Raw genomic sequence first — 17282 nt, forward strand, 5'->3', positions numbered from 1 at the left:
GCCATTCGGACGATGTTGAGGTGCTTATAGACCCTTGCCGCCGGTTTGCCAAGCCCAATAAACGGGCGGTCGCTGCCCCTACTTCATACGGATCAGGGGATAGAGGTCAAAATACTCCGCCGGCACGTGCAGAGCCGCCGTGTGGCCTGTGTAGAACATCATCAGCAACCACGTGGCGTATCCGCCAATGCCGACCGTTACGACCAGAAGCCCCCACGACACCGGCCGCAAGGTCTTTTTGAAAATGTCGAACAGGATGCAGCCCATATGCACAAACAGGGCGAAGATCGCCAGTCCGTAATAGGGGATAAGCGCATACATCCAGCCGCTCTGCATCAGGCCCGCGACGATAAGGTAGATATCGCTGTCCACAGTCAGCAATTGACGCACATAGAAGATAAAGGCGACGTGGGTGAGGGCGAAAAAGGCGATATAGGTGCCTGAGGCCGCCTGAAGCTGATGCACGAAATCCTTCTTCTTCGCCCAGATTTCCCGCGCCAGCGCCCAGCCGGTCAGTATCTGCACCAGAAAGGCCAGCAGCACGACCATCTCGACCACCGGGTGGCGATAGACTATGCGCGCCACGGCCATAAAGGCGATGTGGGTATTGAGCCCCTGCAAGCCGACAAAATGGTTGGCCATGTGCAGGCACAGAAAGGCAAAGACAAACCCCGCCGAAACCTTATGCAGGCTTTCCATGGACGACCCCGTTACCCGGACATTAACCATAGTTAATACAGGCTAAATCGGGGGCGATGGCTACAGGTTTGCGTCGAACCGGGGTGAAATGCCGTCTTTTCGCGTCAATTTCGCGCGTGACGATAAAAGTCGAGGAAGACCGGCGCGCAATCGCCCAGCTTCTTCTCTTCATAACGCGTGGTCACGTGATCTGCGGGGGGCGTGTTCCATTCAGCTTGTGACTGGGCAGGCCAGTCAAAGGCGGCGTGCGCCGTGGCGCGCTCCAGCGTCCAGTCGGCGTAGTCGGCCCAATCGGTAGCAAAGCGCAGACGCGCCCCGTCCTTCATCACGCGCGCCAGGGCATCCAGCGTTTCGGTCTGGATGAAGCGGCGCTTGTGGTGGCGGGCCTTGGGCCACGGATCGGGGAAGAGGATGAACACCTTATCGACCGAGGCCGCGTTCAGGCGGTCGATCACCGGGCGCGCATCGCCGGGCATCAGGCGTACATTGTTCAGACCGCGCTCATCGACATGGCGCAGCAGAGAGCCGACGCCATTGAGGAAGGGCTCAAAACCGAGGATCAGCGCCTGAGGATTACGCTCGGCCTGTGCCGCCAGATGCTCCCCACCGCCGAAGCCGATCTCCAGCCACAGCTCGCTGTAACCGCCAAGGTCGCCAGCACCGAGTTGCGCGATCAGGGCGTCATTGACTTCGATGGTCGGGAGCAGCGTGTCGAACAGGTCGGCCTGACGCGGCTTCAACGTGCGCGACTTGATGCGCCCGAACGAGCGCATGGGCCCCCACGACGGCGAAATGGCGGGCGGTGTTTCGTCTGACATAGAGCGCCTTTTGCAAAAGCACCTCCTCTGAGGCCAGAGGAGGTGCCGGGAAAGCCGCTCTCTTAAAACTCGCGCTTAAGCGCGTCAACCAGATCGGTGCGCTCCCACGAGAAGCCGCCATCGTCTTCCGGTGTGCGGCCGAAGTGACCATAGGCCGCCGTGCGCTCGTAGATCGGTTTGTTGAGGCCCAGATGCAAACGAATGCCACGCGGCGTCAGACCACCGATCAGTTCGGGCAGTAGGGCTTCGAGCTTCGCTTCGTCCACCTGACCCGTGCCGTGGGTATTGACGTAGAAACTCAAGGGGCGCGACACACCAATCGCGTAGGAGACCTGAAGCGTGCAGCGCTTGGCGAGGCCCGCCGCGACCACGTTCTTGGCCAGATAGCGCAGGGCATAGGCCGCCGAACGATCGACCTTGGTTGGGTCCTTACCAGAGAAGGCACCGCCACCGTGCGGGGCGGCACCGCCGTAGGTATCAACGATGATCTTGCGGCCAGTCAGACCGGCATCGCCATCCGGGCCGCCAATGACGAAATTACCGGTCGGATTGACCAGCCATTCGGTATCCGCCGTCACCATGCCCTGCGGCAGGACTTCGAGCGCGTAGGGCTTGACGATGGCTTCCACATCCTTCGGCGTCAGGCCTTCCTTGTGCTGGTGCGAGATCAGCACCTTGAGGATGCGCGACGGCACGCCGTTTTCGTACTGCACCGTGACCTGCGACTTGGCATCGGGTTCCAGACGATGATCGCCGCCGTGACGCGCTTCGGCCAGACGACGCAGGATATTATGCGACCATTGCAGCGGGGCCGAGGTCAGCTCCGCGGTCTCATCCGAGGCATAGCCGAACATGATACCCTGATCGCCGGCACCCTCGTCCTTGTTCTCAGAAGAATCGACGCCCATGGCGATGTCGGCCGACTGGGCGTGCAGGTGGCAGGCATAGTGGGCCGTGGCCCAGTGGAAACCCTTTTGCGCGTAGCCGACATCCTTGATGGCGGCGCGCACCTTGTCTTCCAGACCCGCGATGATTTCGCGCATCTTGTCATCGGCGGCGCGCACCTCACCGGCCAGAATGACGCGTTCGGTGGTTACCAGCGTCTCACACGCGACGCGGGCTTCGGGGTCTTCGCGCAGGAAGGCATCGACGACGACATCGGAAACCCGGTCGGCGACCTTGTCCGGATGGCCTTCGGAGACGCTTTCGGAAGTGAAGATGTAGGACGGGCGCATGGCGGAACTCCGCGGTTCAACTAAGTGTTTGCACACTCATATAAACATATCTTTATATGATCAAGTCGTTTGTGGGGTAACCACTACAGCGAAATGACTTTAGGAGGAATCGCCACTTCGCTTTAAATTTTTGTTTTGTCGCAATGTTTTTGCGGAAAACCGCTCACACTTTTGGCTTCGCCGAACTCCGTTTCCGCACATCGCTCCAAGTATGCCCATTCCCACAATAAAAACCCCGCCGGTCGGGCGGGGTTTGCGGGGAGGTAGGTCTGTCTGTAATCTTTTAATCTTCGCTGTCTTCCGCCAGTGCACGCACCAGCTCAAGGATACGGCGGCGGTGCTTGGGGTTTTTGATGCGCGGAAACGCCTCAGCCAGCTCAATGCCCTCGGTGGTCATCAGGAAGCCGTGCACGAACTGCTCGGACTGTGACTCCGAAAAACCTTCAACGGCCTCGGACTCACCATAGCCTTCAAAGAAGTAGGCTACCGGGGCCTTAAGCGCCCGCGAGATTTCATGCAGCTTCGACGCGCTGATGCGGTTGGACCCGCGCTCGTACTTCTGCACCTGCTGGAAGGTCAGGGAGATGGTTTCTGCCAACGCTTCCTGCGACATTCCCAAAAACTTGCGACGCATACGCACACGCGCACCGACATGCAAATCAACCGGATTCGGACTGCGGTCCGTCTTAGAATTTTCGTCCAACTTTGCCTCTTTACTTTTTACAGCCGGCGTTGTCGCCGTACCGCTTTTTGTCGTAACACCCCCTCCCATCCGGACCTGGGAGGCGGTCATCTTTCTTGGTTGTTTTTGCTAACGTTTACAAAAGTCACAAATACCAATGGAATCAAGCAAAAAAGCGCCACAAGCATGAGGTGCAGGTGCCGCCAAAGCGTGTAAGGGGCAAATGATACCGCAGACGGTAACATCACATCACGAAAGCCTGATTGACCGATGCCAATTTCCGAGCCCGGAACGATGCGCCCAAGGGGGTCAATCACCGCAGAGACACCCGTAGGGGTTGACCGAACCATGGGCAGACCTTCTTCGATGGCGCGATAGCTGGACAGGTTGAGGTGCTGCACCGGTCCGGTTGTCGGGCCAAACCACGCATCGTTGGAAATATTGACAATCCATGATGGCCGTAGTGGGGCAGACGACGGTTTGATCTCACCCGAGGCCAAGGCGGGGAACAGGCCTTCATAACAGATCAGCGGCAGAAACGACGGCAATCCCGTGACCTCGACCGGATGCGTACGCGGGCCGGGACTAAAGCCGTCACCGACATGCGCTAACTCCTTTACGCCAAGGCTTTCCAGCACGCTTTCGAACGGCAGAAACTCACCAAACGGCACCAGTTTGAACTTGGAATAGACAACCTGATAATTTGTGCCGGTCTTATCGCGCGATAGCGCCAGCATCGAGTTACGCCATACAAGGGCGTCATGGTCATCTATCGCGCGGTGATAGGCGCCCCATAACAAAATCTGATCTGGCTTAAGGAGGCCAGCAAACAGGTTTGCAGTCTCCGATTGTGGATCGAGCAAGTTCTCAGCAGCGTCCGGAAGCGCCCCTTCCGGCCAGATAATAACGTCTGGGTAACCCTTATTATCACGTTTTGTAACGGACTGTAAAAATTCTCGCTTCGCGTGTGCCTGACTATAGGTCACATAGCCGCGCATGACCTTGAGCAACGCGCCTTCTGTCCACTTGGCGCGCTGACCGATGTTTGGCTGCACAAGGCGTATCCATGTGCCCGTGGTCGCAACCTCGGTCGTGGACAGGCGAACAAACCCGAAGGTGAAGCCCGCGACCAGCACGGCCGCCGACACGGCCACTGGCCACAGACCCTTCAAGCCGTATCCACGACGGCTGACCGCCGGACTGGCGAACAGGGTGACGGTAAACAGGCTGAGGCCATAGACGCCGAACAGCGCGGCCAGTTGCGACATCGCCGAACCGGCCTTCCACGTGGCGCCGGCCGGATTCCACGGAAACCCGGTCAGGATCGTCCCGCGCAGCCACTCAAACAGGCAGAACAGACCGGCAAAAACCAGCCAGCGTGACCAGTGCCCCGCCAATCGCCCACTGGCCAGTTTGCGATAGACTGCAAACGCCGCCCCCCAGAACAGGGCTATACCGCCGGGCAGCAGACAGACCGCAAACGGGGCCATCCAGCCCTGATTGCTGGCATCGACCAGAAAGGCCTCCGCCACCCAGAAACAGCCGACGAGGAAATAGAGAAACCCGGCCCACCAGCCAATGGCAAACGCCTTGCGCAAGGGCCTGGGGCCGAGGTCCTGATCAAGGCTCCACAGAAGGACGGCATAGGCCAGAAGCCCCGGCAGAAATCCGAACGGCGGCTGCGCCAGCCCCAGCAGCACCCCCATCAACGCCGCCTGCCGTTTCGGCCCCACATAGCGGCGGTACAGGGCGAAGGCGGGCGCCAAACGGGCACCGAGTTCGGTCAGGGTCATACGTCTTCCGGAATCAGGTCGGGTTTGCGTTCGTGACGATGCAGACGCAGGCGTTTGATGCGGCGCTGATCGGCGTCCAGCACTTCTATATCTATCCCCGCCGCCGCGTAAGGGATGATTTCGCCCGGCTGCGGTACGCGCCCCGCCAGCACAGCCACCAGCCCCCCCAGCGTATCGACCTCATCCTCGCCGTCTTCGGGGAACAGGCGCAGACCCAAGCGTTCCTCAAGCGTCTCCAGCTCAACGCGGCCACTGACCTCGATCTGCCCCTCGGCGGTCTCGATCAGGTCTTCGGCTTCGTCGTCGTCATATTCATCGGCAATGTCGCCAACCACGGCTTCGAGCAAGTCTTCCAGCGTGACGAGCCCATCCGTGCCGCCGTGTTCGTCGATCACCAGCGCCATGTGCGACCGCTCGGTCTGCATCTTCAGCAGCAGGTCCGTCGCCGACATGGCTCCGGGGACATAGATCAGTTCGCGCTTCAGGCGGTCGGTCACGGGCGCGTCCCAATCGGGAATGCGCCGGTCATCAGACGGCGCCAGCAGCTTGAACACGTCTTTTACGTGGATGACGCCCACCGGATGATCGAGATTGTCGCTATAGACCGGCAGGCGCGAATGCTCGCTTTCGACGCAGACCCGCACCAGTTCGGACAGGGTGGCGGTGTCTTCGATGCCGATAATATCGACCCGCGGCGTCATCACGTCAGATACGCGCAGGTTCTGAAAGGCACGGGCGTGTTCGATCAGGTCACTGGAAGCCTCAGGACGGTCGCTCAGACTGAGCGGCTTTTCCGCCTCGTCCGGCCCCAAAAGGCCAAAGAGGTTCAACAGGGTCTTTCTGGGTCCGGTCGGGCGCTTGGCGCTACGACTGTCAGGCTCCGGCATGGTCAGTGGCCTATTTCTCTAGGTAAGGATCGGCAATGCCGAGCCCGTGCAGGATCTTGCGCTCAAGGTCTTCCATCTCCTCGGCTTCGGGATCATTGATGTGATCATACCCCAAAAGATGCAAAGCACCATGCACGCTGAGGTGCGCCACATGGGCTTTGAGCGTTTTTTTCTGTTCTTTCGCTTCGCGCACGCAGGTCTCAAACCCGAAAGCGATATCGCCCAGATGCGGGTGCATCATATCAGGCGCGGGAAAGGACAACACATTGGTAGGCGCGTTCTTCTGACGGAACTCCTTGTTGAGCGCCTTCATTTCGGCGTCGTCGGTCAGCAGCACCACCAGGTCCAACTGCTCCTTCGCGCCCAGATAGGCAAAGGTCGCCTCAATGGCGCCGGTGACCACCTCCGACACATCGGGCAGGGCTTCGGTCCAGTCGTCGTGTTCGACCTCAATGTCGATCAGGGGGGCAAATTCAGTCATGTTTTTCGCTGTCATAGGCACGCACGATACGCGCGACCAGTTCGTGACGCACCACGTCTTCGGCGGTCAGGCGCGACACCCCTACCCCCTTCACGTCGTTCAGAAGGCCAACGGCGTGCACCAGACCAGAGTCCGAAGCGCGCGGCAGATCGACCTGCGACGGATCGCCGGTGACGACCATTTTCGAGCCTTCGCCCAGGCGCGTCAGCACCATCTTCATCTGCTGTTTGGTGGTGTTCTGCGCCTCATCGACGATGACATAGGCGTTGGACAGGGTGCGACCGCGCATATAGGCCAGCGGCGCGACTTCGATTTCGTTGCGTTCGCGGCGGCGACGCAGGCTTTCCGCCCCCAGAATATCATCCAGCGCCTGCCAGATCGGCATCAGGTAGGGATCGACCTTTTCATTGAGATCACCGGGCAGAAAACCCAGCTTTTCGCCCGCTTCGACCGCCGGGCGGGTGATGACCAGACGATCCACCGCCCCCTTTAGCAGCAGCGACGTACCGTGCGCCACGGCCATAAAAGTCTTGCCGGACCCTGCCGGACCCAAACCGAAGGTCAGGTCGTTGCGCAACAATTGCTGATAATATTTGGCCTGCCCCTCGGTCTTGGGGGCAATGGCGCCTTTGCGGCCCATCACGATCACATGCGATTGGCCGTGGTGATCGGCCCACACCGGTGATTTACCCGTCGGATTCTGGATCAGGGTGCGAACATCGACCTCGCTGATCTCCACGCCTTCGTCATAAAGCTCAGACAGGGCGTTGAGGATGACGTGGGCGCGCTGACGATCGCGCACCTTGCCCGTCACCTGAAACCCGCCGCCGGGCGTTTCGATCAGCACATGATAAGCCCCTTCGATCAGGGCCAGATAGCGCTGCGCCGGTCCGGACAGGGCCAGAACCTTGTCTTCGCTCAGTTCTATGAAATCTTCGGTGGCAAGGGTCAAGCGTGTACCTTTTCCAGTTCCCCGATCAGAGAATTGTTCCCCACGCCCACAATCTTGACCGGCACGATCTGACCGATCAGGTGCGCCGCGTCTTCGGCAAACACCGCGTGCAGCCAGGGCGACCGCCCGACGGCCTGCTGACCATAGCGGCCCGGCTTTTCAAACAGCACGTCGATGGATTGCCCCACCAGCGAAGCTTTAAACGCCTGCGCCTGCTCATTGATCAGGGCCTGAAGCGCCTGAAGGCGGGCATCGGCCACGGCCTCATCGACCTGACCCGGCATGGCAGCGGCCGGTGTGCCCGGACGCTTCGAATATTTGAACGAGAAGGCCGAGGCGTAACCGACGGTGCGGATCAGGTCCATCGTTTCTTCGAAATCCTTGTCCGTCTCACCGGGGAAGCCGACGATGAAGTCACCGGACAGGGCGATGTTCGGCACGGCGGCTTTCAGGCGCGCGATCAGCTCGATATAGGCCTGACGCCCGTGCTTGCGGTTCATGGCACGCAGGATCTTGTCCGACCCGGACTGCACAGGCAGGTGCAGATAGGGCATGACCGCAGGGTTTTCCGCATGGGCGCGGATCAACTCATCGGTCATGTCATTGGGGTGCGAGGTGGTGTAACGGATACGATCCAGCCCTTCGATCTCCGACAGGGCCTGCATCAGGCGCGGCAGAGTCGATTCCTGACCATCGACCTCAAGCCCGTTATAGGCATTAACGTTTTGCCCCAGCAGCGTGATTTCACGCACGCCTTTTGAGGCCAGTGAACGCGCCTCTTCGAGGATCGAGGCCACCGGGCGCGACCATTCGGCACCGCGCGTATAGGGCACCACGCAGAAGGTACAGAACTTGTCGCAGCCCTCCTGAACCGTCAGGAAGGCCGTAGGACCGCTCGCCTGACGCTCGGTCGAAAGGGCGTCGAACTTGTCTTCGGGGGCGAAGTCAGCCTTCAGGCGCTCGCCCTTGGCGCGGGTGGTGCGCGCGATCAGTTCCGGCAACTGATGATAGGCCTGCGGACCCACGACCAGATCGACGGCCGGCGCGCGGTTCATGATCTCTTCGCCCTCGGCCTGCGCCACGCAACCGGCGACCGCAATCGTCATACGCCCTTCGCCGCGCGCTTCCTTTTCCTGGCGCATCACCTTCAGGCGGCCGATCTCGGAATAGACCTTTTCCGCCGCCTTTTCACGGATATGGCAGGTGTTGAGCAGCACCAGATCAGCGCCTTCGGCCTGATCGGACACGGCATAGCCCAGCGGGCGCAGAAGGTCAGCCATGCGCTCGCTGTCATAGACGTTCATCTGACAGCCGTAGGTTTTGATGTGCAGCTTTTTGGATGCGGCGGATGCGGTTTCACTCATGCGGTGCTTATGAGGTTTCAGGCCTCGTTTTTCAAGGCCAAAGACCGGATTTTATCCACATGGGCGTGGCCGGGGCCGGCCCCTTCGGCTTATTTGTCGTCGAGCGGCACGCCGTACAGTTCAAGCTTATGACCCACCAGCTTGTAGCCCAGCTTTTCGGCCAGAGCAGTTTTCAGCTTCTCAATCTCTTCATCGAAAAATTCGATCACTTCGCCCGATTTGATATTGATCAGGTGGTCGTGGTGATCTTCACCTGCCTGTTCATAGCGCGAACGGCCATCGCCGAAATCGTGGCGTTCGACCACGCCCGCTTCTTCGAACAAACGCACCGTGCGATAGACGGTAGCCAGCGAAATATGGGGATCGACGGCAGCAGCGCGACGGTACAGTTCTTCGACGTCCGGATGATCCGTGGCCTGAGACAGCACACGGGCGACGACCCGGCGCTGATCGGTCATGCGCATACCTTTTTCGACGCATTGCTGTTCGATACGGTCCATGCGGCCCTCCCGGATTTGTCGTTTATACATTGCGGCGTTGCGCCGCACCCCTATGGAATTAAGGGCAATCGTCTCAAACCGCAAGACTGAGAATAAGGGCGTCCACCAGCGCGCCGCCGCGACGACTGTAATAAAGCGGGCGACGGCCGACCTTACGGAAGCCCAGACCCTCATAAAGCGCGATAGCGGCAGGGTTATCGACGGCCACTTCGAGGAACAGGCTGCGGATATCTTTATGCGCCAGATGCGCTATCAGGTGCTGCAACAGGGCGCGCGCATGACCACGTCTTTGGGCGATCGGATCAGTCGCGATGGTCAGGATTTCGGCCTCATCGACGACCACCGAGATCAGCACAAAAGCCTGAAGCCGCTCCGCCTCATAAACGCCAAAAGCCGAATATTTTTCGCCTTTCAAATATTCCGAGAAATCAGAATTGTTCCAGCCAAAATCGAAGGTCTGCGCGTGGATTTCTACCAATCGCGGGTCAAATTCTTCAATTTGGCGAATTCTATTCATATTATCTGGAAATTTCTTCTCTCAGGCGAAATTGATCACTGATTTGTCCGAAACCTTGGCATCGGCGTCGCGCATATAGAGCGGCGTCAGGTCATCATAGGCGGTGGTCTGAGCAAAGCACAGGGTTGCCATCGCCTTTAAATCCGGCAAAACATCCGCGGCAATCTGTGCCTGCGGGAAGCGTTCGGCCAAAAGCGGTGCCGCCGACCCGATCAGCCAGTCCCAGCCACTACCCATGTCGATTTCATCTAATTTTACAATATCATACGACTCAGGGGGTGAAACGATGTTATCGGCGTCAAGGCGCTGGCCATAGAGCTGTCCGCGTCCGGCATCGTGCGCCACCAGTCGTCTTTGATTATCAAAATCCGCTGCCCGCCCCATCAGCTCCAGCGTCGAAAATCCACGCAAACCTATGCCCAGTCCCGACGCCATACCCTTGGCGAAAGACAGACCGACACGCAGGCCCGTGAACGAGCCGGGCCCTAAGGTCACGCCCAAAATATCGACATCGCGTGGATTGATTCCGGTTTTTTCGAAACATTTCAGAGCGGCGGGACCGATAAATTCCTGATGCCCGCGCGTCATATGTTCCCTGAGTGCCACCACCTCAGAGACGGACCCGTCTTTATGCGAAAAAAGCCCAACCTGACAGGCATTTAGCGCTGTATCTATGACAAAGGCCACCGCCACCTTACAGGACCTGCTCGATGGTTTTGACTTCCGGCACATAGTGTTTCATCAGGGATTCCACGCCCTGACGCAGGGTGGCCGATGAGGACGGGCAGCCCGAGCAGGCCCCGCGCATATGCAGATAGAGCGTACCGGACTCGATGTCGAAGTGTTCAAATTCGATGTCGCCGCCGTCCTGTGCCACCGCCGGACGCACGCGCGTATCGAGCAAATCTTTGATTTCCAGAACGATTTGCGCGACTTCGCCCTCATAGGTGCGCTCATTGACGGCACCCTCTTCGTTGAGGATCGCACGGCCCGAGGCATAGAAGTCCATGATGGCGGCCAAAATCGGAGCCTTGATCTGTGCCCAGATCAGACCCGCCTCCGGATCACGCTTCACGGTCAGGAAGTCAGAGCCGAAATAGACGCCCGCCACGCCGTCAATCTGAAACAGAGACAACGCCAGCGGTGATTTTTCAGCCTCGGTCTCGGTGCGGAACTCCAACGACCCTTTACCCAGAACCTCACGGCCGGGGATGAATTTCAACACGTCGGGATTGGGTGTGGCTTCGGTCTGGATGAACATGAGAGCGGTTCCGGGTAAATCTCTCGCTCAAATGGGGGCAAACGCAGAGGATGGCAAGGGGGATTGGGGCTTTAGATGTTCCTCATGATGGGGGCCAACACACGCATCACAAATACGGCAAATAGAGCCACCAGCCAAAAAATGCCGAATCCTATCAAAAGAATCCAGGAAATAAGTATGCGCAGCCCACGATGCGTCATGTACGGATTATTGAAATAGTCCGGAAATTTAACCATCAAGACCCCAGCAATTGTTCCCAATGTAGAGGCAATTAAAACGGCTATATCATTTGGAATATTCATTCTATCCCCACCTCAACCGGCGCTGCGCGCCACTTGCTCCCTCACGGAGAAGATCTTTTTACATCAACTCTTCGATCGCTTCATCGCTGATATCGCCCGGCACCACGGTGACCGGCACCGGCCGCGTGCCACCCAGCGTTCCTACCCCTTCGCGGACCAGCAGATTGACCAGCGGACCGGGATTGCCACCCGACGCCCCGATGACGATGATCTTGATATCGCGGTCGGCGATCAGGACTTCGCGGATGGCGTCCTTCATCTGCCCGGTCTTGATGATGATTTCCGCCGGGCGACCGGATTTGACCGCCGCTTCGTCGGACAGGGTGGACAACAGCGTCTCGGCCTCTTCGCGCTGTTCGCGCTCGATTTCATCGCGCACGCCCGCCCACTGGCTGTAGTCGGTGGGCGGCAGGACGCGCAGCAGGGTGACCATGCCTTGCGTCACGCGCGCCCGCACCGAGGCGTAGCTCAGTGCGGCGCGGAATTCGACGCTGTCGTCGGCGATGACCAGAAACTTTCTCATAGTTTCTGTACCCACTGACGCAGGGCGGCATTGACGATGCTCAGCTTGGCGAAGCTCCAACCGGCACCCGAGCCTTCGATTTCACCCAGCAGGGACTGCAACGGTGCCACCTGCGTAGCTTGTGCCTCGGCCCAGGCCTCAAGCCCCTGAGCGTCGCGACGCACGGCGGCCACCACCGACTTCTGTTCGGCATAGATGTCTTCGATCAGGCGACGGATGGCCATACGGTCCCACGGATCGGCGGAATAAAGCTCGCCCGCTCCGGCGCGCAGACGGTCAAAGCCAAAGCGTTCCCCGGTCGCCAGATAGAGACTCGCCGCTTCGACCACGTCCCCGCCATCGGCCAGATCGACCATGTCGATGGCGCTGGTCCACGACAGCAGGGCTGACACCCGGCGCGACAGGTCCTCGGGCGCCCCGGCACTGATCAGTTTTTGCGCCCGTGCCTCGACGCGCGCCGCTTCGTTGGGGCTGAGCACGCCTTGCGCCGACAACAGGGTGGCAATACCCGTCTGATAGGCGTTGATCACCTCGGTCAGGGTTTCCGGACGACCGGCGAAACGACGGGCGACGAAATAGACCTGACGGCGCAGGAAGGTGGCGATGGCGTTATAAAGCGCGGTCTGAGCCGCTGCCGGAATCTGCGTATCGAGCGCCGAGACCTCGGCCCACAGGGCATCGGTCCCGAACAGCCGCCGCGCCCCTTCGAACGACAGGGCCAGCGCCCCGGCATCGACCGCCGCCGCCTTTTGCAGACGCAGAGGGAAGCTGGGACCCAGAATATTGATCATCTCATTGCACAGCACCGTGGCCACGATTTCGCGGTGCAGACGGTGGGCGCGGATGTCGTCAATAAAGCCGTGCAGCGGCTTGGGGAAATAGTCGATCAGGGCCTCTTCGAACACCGGATCGTCGATAGCGGTCGTCTCAATGAGGTCGTCGGACAGCACGATCTTGCCATAGGCCAGCACCACCGCCAGTTCCGGACGATAGAGCCCGGCATTTTGCGCCTTGCGCGCCTCCAACTGCGCATTGGTCGGCAGGCCCTCGACCTTGCGGTCCAGCTTGCCGCGCTTTTCGAGCGCCGTCATAAAGGCCTGCATCGAGGCATTGTCACTGAGCGCCGTCGATTCCAGAAGGGTCAGGGCCAGGGTCTGAGCGTAGTTGTCCTTCAGCACCAGATGCCCGACCTCATCGGTCATTTCAGCCAGAAGTACGTCTCGCGCTTCGATGGTCATGCGGCCAGACTGCACCAGACGACCCAGCAGGATCTTGATATTGACCTCGTGGTCCGAACAATCGACACCCGCGGAATTGTCGATGGCGTCGGTATTGAGCTTCACGCCCTGCGCCGCCAGCGCGATGCGACCGGCCTGAGTGATACCCAGATTGGCCCCCTCCCCGATCACGGCAGCACGAATATCGCCGGCATCGACGCGGATGGCGTCATTGGCCTTGTCCCCGACCTCAAGATGCGACTGCGACGCCGCCTTGATATAGGTGCCGATGCCGCCGAAATAGAGCAGCTCCGCCGGGGCACGCAGAATGGCCTGCATCAGCTCAAACGGCGTCAGGCTGGTGGCCTGAATATCAAGCGCGGCGCGGATTTCCGGTGTCAGCTCGATCGACTTCAGACCGCGCGAGAAGACGCCGCCGCCCGTCGAAATCTTCGCCTTGTCATAGTCCTGCCAGCTTGAGCGCGGCAGGGCGAACAGACGCTCACGCTCGGCAAAGGACACAGCCGGATCGGGGGTCGGGTCGATGAAGATGTCGCGGTGATCGAAGGCCGCGATCAGCTTCGTTTGCTTCGACAACAACATGCCATTGCCGAAAACATCACCCGACATGTCACCCACGCCGACCGTGGTGAAGGCCTCGGTCTGAATGTCCTTGCCACGTTCGCGGAAATGGCGCTTGACCGCTTCCCACGCGCCGCGCGCCGTGATGCCCATGACCTTGTGGTCGTAACCGACGCTGCCGCCTGACGCGAAGGCGTCATCCAGCCAGAAGCCGTAGTCGCGCGCCACGCCATTGGCGATGTCGGAGAAGGTCGCCGTGCCCTTGTCCGCCGCCACGACCAGATAGGGGTCCGGCGCGTCCCAGCACACCACATCCTTCGGCGCGATAATGCCGCCCTGGGCATCGAGATTGTCGGTGATGTCGAGCAGACCCGACAGATACATCTTATAGGCCCGCACGGCTTCGGCGCGGATGGCGTCAGGCGCGCCACCTGCCGGAAGCTGCTTGGGATAGAAGCCGCCCTTGGAACCGACCGGCACAATGACGGCGTTCTTCACCTGCTGCGCCTTGACGAGGCCCAGCACCTCGGTGCGGAAATCTTCCTTGCGGTCAGACCAGCGCAGGCCCCCGCGCGCCACAGGCCCAAAGCGCAGGTGCACGCCTTCGACCACCGGCGACCAGACGAAGATTTCGCGGTAGGGCTTGGGGTCGGGCAGGTCGGCCAGCTCGCGCGAGGCGATCTTGAACGAGATATAGCCCTTTTTCTGGTAGTAGTTGGTGCGCTGAATGGCCCCGATCAGGGCCGCGATGCGCCGCAGCACGCGGTCGTGCTCCAGCGAGGTCACGCCTTGCAAGAGCGTATTGATACGCGACAAAGCCGCCTCGACCTCAACCTTGCGCGTGTCGATGGGCGTGTCATTGACGGCAAATTTGAGATCAAACAGATAGACCAAGGCCGCCGCCACATCCGGATAGGCGCGCAGGGCTTGCTGTTGCACTATGGCGCTGGGGTCGAGACCCGACTGCCCGCGATATTTGCACAGGGCGCGCAAAAGCGCGGCTTCGCGCCAGCTCAGACCCAGAAGCGTCAGGGCATTGAAGCCGTCGATCTCGGTTTCGCCACGCCACAGCGCCATCAGCGCCCCTTCGAAATCCTCGCGGAAATCGGCAAAGGCCGTCGGGTGCGCGGCGGGGAGTTGCACGATAAATTCGTGGATGAAGTGGCGCGGCACGTCGGCGGATTCGATGCGGTGACCAAACTCCTCCAGCGTCTTCAGCCCCATGCGCTCCAGCACCGGCAGGATGTCGGACAGCGGGATGGCCGTTTCGGCGCGGTCATAAAGTTTCAGCGAGAAGCGGTCGCTGACCCCTTGCGGCTGAAAGGCGCGCACGGTGAGCGGGTGCGCCTCGTCCAGTCCGGCCAGAATGGCGATATCGGTGACGGCCTCGTCGATGCCATAGCGTTCCTGATAGGCGACGGGGATGGCGCGCGCCCATTTCACATAGTCGGCCTGCGTGTGGCCGGTCTCCAGAGCCGCATCCTCGACGCGCTGCGCCCAGTCGAGCGTCAGATCGGTCACGCGGTCTTCGATATCGGCCAGATTGGGGTCCGGATGGCCGCCCGGCGTGACACCGATAATGTAGTGGATGCTCGACAGCGCACCGCCCGTCACAAAGGGATAAAGCGCGCTGACGCGGCCACCAAAGCCTTCGGCCAGCAACCGCCCGGCGCGTTCCTGCACCGAAACACTATAGGTGTCGCGCGGCAGATAGAGGAGCACCGAAATGAAGCGGTCAAACGGATCACGGCGCGCAAACAGCCGCACACGCGGCCGGTCGGAAATGTGCAGCACGCCGCGCGTAATACGCAGCAGATCGCTTTCCTGAATCTGGAACAGCTCGTCGCGCGGATAGGTTTCGAGGATATTCTTCAGACGCTTTTCGGCATAGCCGCCATTGTTGAAGCCTAGCCGGCGCGACTCGCTCAGGACGTGCTCGCACTTCTTGCGGATCAGCGGCACTTCAAAGGCCGGACGGTCATAGGCGTCCGAAGTGAACAGGCCGACAAAGCGCGTTTCGCCCGACGGTTTGCCATCAGCGCCGTAATGCTTGATCGAGATATAGTCCATATAGACGCGGCGATGGACGCGCGACTTCAGATTGCCCTTGGCCACGGTGACCGGCTCGGAGCTGGCCAGATGGCTGAGCAGCTCACGGCTGAGGATGGCCGGTTCCGATCCGCGACGCAGGATGGCGCGTTTGTCGCGCAAGACGCCGTATTCTTCCTGCAACAGGTTCAGCGGTTCTTCAGCGACGTAATTGCCGTCGGCGCTGCGCGGATAGACATAGGTGCGCGCCCCCAGAAGAACGAAATGGTTTTCCGACACCCAACGCAGGAAGGCCAGTTCTTCCTGCAGCACCGCCGGATCGATCTGCACCACCGGGTGCAGGCTCAGAGCTTCCAGCGCCGTCATCTCTTCGGCCAGCAAGGCCTGCATACGCGGGAAGTCGTGCACGGCGGCGCGCAGATCATTCAGCGTCGTCTCTACGCCCGACAGGATGGCGGCGTGTTTTTCAGCGGGCTGACGGCCGACAAAGACCAGCATCAGGGATTCAGTGACCGCCTTGCCGCTGCCGCGTTGGCCCGTATCGTCGCGATTGACGGTGACAACCGGGTGGAACATGGAGCGGATGATCAGGCCCTGATCAATCAGTTCGCCCATGACGCTTTCAACGATGAACGGGGCGTCGGGCTGAACGATCTCAACGACATCAAAGGCGCTGTTGACCGGGGTAATGGTCTTCAAGGCCCCGGCCCCGTCGCGCACCGCGGCGCGGCCCCAGGACTCGGCGAAGAGGCGGCCCACCTCTTCGAGGCTCAGTTCCGACATCTCTTCCGGATCATAGTCTTCCAGACACTGGGCGAGAAAGCTGCGCGCCGCCTCATCCGCCGGACCCTTGAGCGCGGCGGTGAAGGCCGCCTCTATGCCTGCCCGCGCATCCGCGACAAGGGCGTCAAGTTCGGTCGAAAGGCTGAGGTCGTCCATGAGTTCCATCCACTGCGCTTGATGGCGTAAAGCTAAGGCCCACACCTATATAATAAGTGAATTATCCGCCAAAAGCACAGGCGAAGACAACGGCTTGGGGAAAATAAAGTTTCTGACGAAACGGAATGGGGTCATGCCTTCGCCGCCCGCCTAGGTCATTATGATTTCTGTTGAAAACATAATGATCTAGATTTTTGTTTAGCCCCTCGCCGGGCGGTGGCTTCGCCACCTTGGCCGCCGCCTCAATGGCGGCTTGAGCGGAATGATTCCATCAGAAATCATTCCGCTCTAAAGGATAAGCCGCTCACCCGGTCTGGCGGGTGAGCGGCTTCTTCGGAGCCACCCTTTATGGGGGGAAGGGCCACCCCGGAAATGGCTGCGCGGCCTATGGGGGGAAGCGACGCAAACCACGACTCATCGCTGAGCTGTTGTGATAGTAGCACGCAGGTCTTCAGACCCTAATCAGTCCTGATCGCGCTGT

16 protein-coding genes are annotated in these 17282 nt (G+C 60.1%); all 16 read right to left on the reverse strand.

The genetic code is table 11. From position 1 onward, the window contains the following. Positions 1 to 78: 78 nt before the first annotated feature. Positions 79 to 699: a hypothetical protein gene (locus tag ACK8OE_RS05755; protein ID WP_410271767.1), complete on the reverse strand. Its 621-nt coding sequence runs from the start codon at positions 697 to 699 to the stop codon at positions 79 to 81. 104 nt (positions 700 to 803) lie between these two features. Continuing rightward, entirely contained in the window at positions 804 to 1517 is a 714-nt protein-coding gene (gene trmB, locus ACK8OE_RS05760) for a tRNA (guanosine(46)-N7)-methyltransferase TrmB (protein WP_410271768.1), read from the reverse strand. 62 nt (positions 1518 to 1579) lie between these two features. Next, complete coding sequence (gene metK, locus ACK8OE_RS05765; RefSeq protein ID WP_410271769.1) at positions 1580 to 2752, reverse strand: methionine adenosyltransferase; 1173 nt, start codon at positions 2750 to 2752, stop codon at positions 1580 to 1582. Between the two features lie 283 nt (positions 2753 to 3035). Continuing rightward, complete coding sequence (locus ACK8OE_RS05770) at positions 3036 to 3455, reverse strand: helix-turn-helix domain-containing protein (RefSeq protein WP_290793888.1); 420 nt, start codon at positions 3453 to 3455, stop codon at positions 3036 to 3038. Between the two features lie 86 nt (positions 3456 to 3541). Further along, positions 3542 to 5227: an apolipoprotein N-acyltransferase gene (gene lnt / locus ACK8OE_RS05775; RefSeq protein WP_410271770.1), complete on the reverse strand. Its 1686-nt coding sequence runs from the start codon at positions 5225 to 5227 to the stop codon at positions 3542 to 3544. Continuing rightward, positions 5224 to 6114 (reverse strand): hemolysin family protein, encoded by an 891-nt coding sequence (locus tag ACK8OE_RS05780; protein WP_410271771.1) that lies wholly within the window; start codon positions 6112 to 6114, stop codon positions 5224 to 5226. Before ACK8OE_RS05780 ends, lnt begins: the two co-directional genes overlap by 4 nt. A 10-nt stretch (positions 6115 to 6124) precedes the next feature. Then, on the reverse strand, positions 6125 to 6595 hold the full coding sequence (gene ybeY / locus ACK8OE_RS05785; protein WP_410271772.1) for an rRNA maturation RNase YbeY: 471 nt from the start codon (positions 6593 to 6595) through the stop codon (positions 6125 to 6127). Further along, positions 6588 to 7547: a PhoH family protein gene (locus ACK8OE_RS05790; RefSeq protein WP_126422060.1), complete on the reverse strand. Its 960-nt coding sequence runs from the start codon at positions 7545 to 7547 to the stop codon at positions 6588 to 6590. The genes ybeY and ACK8OE_RS05790 overlap by 8 nt, the downstream gene beginning before the upstream one ends. Next, positions 7544 to 8911: a tRNA (N6-isopentenyl adenosine(37)-C2)-methylthiotransferase MiaB gene (gene miaB, locus ACK8OE_RS05795; RefSeq protein ID WP_410271773.1), complete on the reverse strand. Its 1368-nt coding sequence runs from the start codon at positions 8909 to 8911 to the stop codon at positions 7544 to 7546. The genes ACK8OE_RS05790 and miaB overlap by 4 nt, the downstream gene beginning before the upstream one ends. 89 nt (positions 8912 to 9000) lie before the next feature. After that, the gene (locus ACK8OE_RS05800) at positions 9001 to 9411 is read right to left on the reverse strand and encodes a Fur family transcriptional regulator (protein ID WP_013477699.1); all 411 of its coding nucleotides are present in this window, start codon (positions 9409 to 9411) and stop codon (positions 9001 to 9003) included. Positions 9412 to 9484: 73 nt separating this feature from the next. Next, positions 9485 to 9928, reverse strand: coding sequence for a ribosomal protein S18-alanine N-acetyltransferase (gene rimI / locus ACK8OE_RS05805; protein ID WP_410271774.1), 444 nt, complete (start codon positions 9926 to 9928; stop codon positions 9485 to 9487). A gap of 21 nt (positions 9929 to 9949) precedes the next feature. Further along, positions 9950 to 10660, reverse strand: a complete 711-nt coding sequence (gene tsaB, locus ACK8OE_RS05810) for a tRNA (adenosine(37)-N6)-threonylcarbamoyltransferase complex dimerization subunit type 1 TsaB (RefSeq protein ID WP_410271775.1) — start codon at positions 10658 to 10660, stop codon at positions 9950 to 9952. Next, positions 10623 to 11189 (reverse strand): NifU family protein, encoded by a 567-nt coding sequence (locus ACK8OE_RS05815; protein WP_410271776.1) that lies wholly within the window; start codon positions 11187 to 11189, stop codon positions 10623 to 10625. The genes tsaB and ACK8OE_RS05815 overlap by 38 nt, the downstream gene beginning before the upstream one ends. Positions 11190 to 11260: 71 nt before the next feature. Beyond that, entirely contained in the window at positions 11261 to 11491 is a 231-nt protein-coding gene (locus tag ACK8OE_RS05820; RefSeq protein WP_410271777.1) for a hypothetical protein, read from the reverse strand. A 58-nt stretch (positions 11492 to 11549) separates the two neighbouring features. Next, a complete protein-coding gene (locus ACK8OE_RS05825; RefSeq protein WP_410271778.1) occupies positions 11550 to 12014 on the reverse strand; it encodes a universal stress protein in 465 nt (154 codons plus the stop codon). After that, complete coding sequence (locus ACK8OE_RS05830; RefSeq protein ID WP_410271779.1) at positions 12011 to 16810, reverse strand: NAD-glutamate dehydrogenase; 4800 nt, start codon at positions 16808 to 16810, stop codon at positions 12011 to 12013. The genes ACK8OE_RS05825 and ACK8OE_RS05830 overlap by 4 nt, the downstream gene beginning before the upstream one ends. Positions 16811 to 17282 lie beyond the last annotated feature (472 nt).

The sequence above is a fragment of the Asticcacaulis sp. W401b genome (genome assembly GCF_046503825.1).
Classification (GTDB): domain Bacteria; phylum Pseudomonadota; class Alphaproteobacteria; order Caulobacterales; family Caulobacteraceae; genus Asticcacaulis.

Bases quoted from the DNA above. Each gene is read 5' to 3' on its own strand.
- trmB (WP_410271768.1), bottom strand. From the start codon at position 1,517: ATGTCAGACGAAACACCGCCCGCCATTTCGCCGTCGTGGGGGCCCATG.
- rimI (WP_410271774.1), bottom strand. From the start codon at position 9,928: ATGAATAGAATTCGCCAAATTGAAGAATTTGACCCGCGATTGGTAGAA.
- ACK8OE_RS05820 (WP_410271777.1), bottom strand. From the start codon at position 11,491: ATGAATATTCCAAATGATATAGCCGTTTTAATTGCCTCTACATTGGGA.
- ACK8OE_RS05825 (WP_410271778.1), bottom strand. From the start codon at position 12,014: ATGAGAAAGTTTCTGGTCATCGCCGACGACAGCGTCGAATTCCGCGCC.
- ybeY (WP_410271772.1), bottom strand. From the start codon at position 6,595: ATGACTGAATTTGCCCCCCTGATCGACATTGAGGTCGAACACGACGAC.
- miaB (WP_410271773.1), bottom strand. From the start codon at position 8,911: ATGAGTGAAACCGCATCCGCCGCATCCAAAAAGCTGCACATCAAAACC.
- ACK8OE_RS05800 (WP_013477699.1), bottom strand. From the start codon at position 9,411: ATGGACCGTATCGAACAGCAATGCGTCGAAAAAGGTATGCGCATGACC.
- tsaB (WP_410271775.1), bottom strand. From the start codon at position 10,660: ATGTGCCGGAAGTCAAAACCATCGAGCAGGTCCTGTAAGGTGGCGGTG.
- ACK8OE_RS05830 (WP_410271779.1), bottom strand. From the start codon at position 16,810: ATGGAACTCATGGACGACCTCAGCCTTTCGACCGAACTTGACGCCCTT.
- ACK8OE_RS05815 (WP_410271776.1), bottom strand. From the start codon at position 11,189: ATGTTCATCCAGACCGAAGCCACACCCAATCCCGACGTGTTGAAATTC.
- ACK8OE_RS05780 (WP_410271771.1), bottom strand. From the start codon at position 6,114: ATGCCGGAGCCTGACAGTCGTAGCGCCAAGCGCCCGACCGGACCCAGA.
- ACK8OE_RS05755 (WP_410271767.1), bottom strand. From the start codon at position 699: ATGGAAAGCCTGCATAAGGTTTCGGCGGGGTTTGTCTTTGCCTTTCTG.
- lnt (WP_410271770.1), bottom strand. From the start codon at position 5,227: ATGACCCTGACCGAACTCGGTGCCCGTTTGGCGCCCGCCTTCGCCCTG.
- metK (WP_410271769.1), bottom strand. From the start codon at position 2,752: ATGCGCCCGTCCTACATCTTCACTTCCGAAAGCGTCTCCGAAGGCCAT.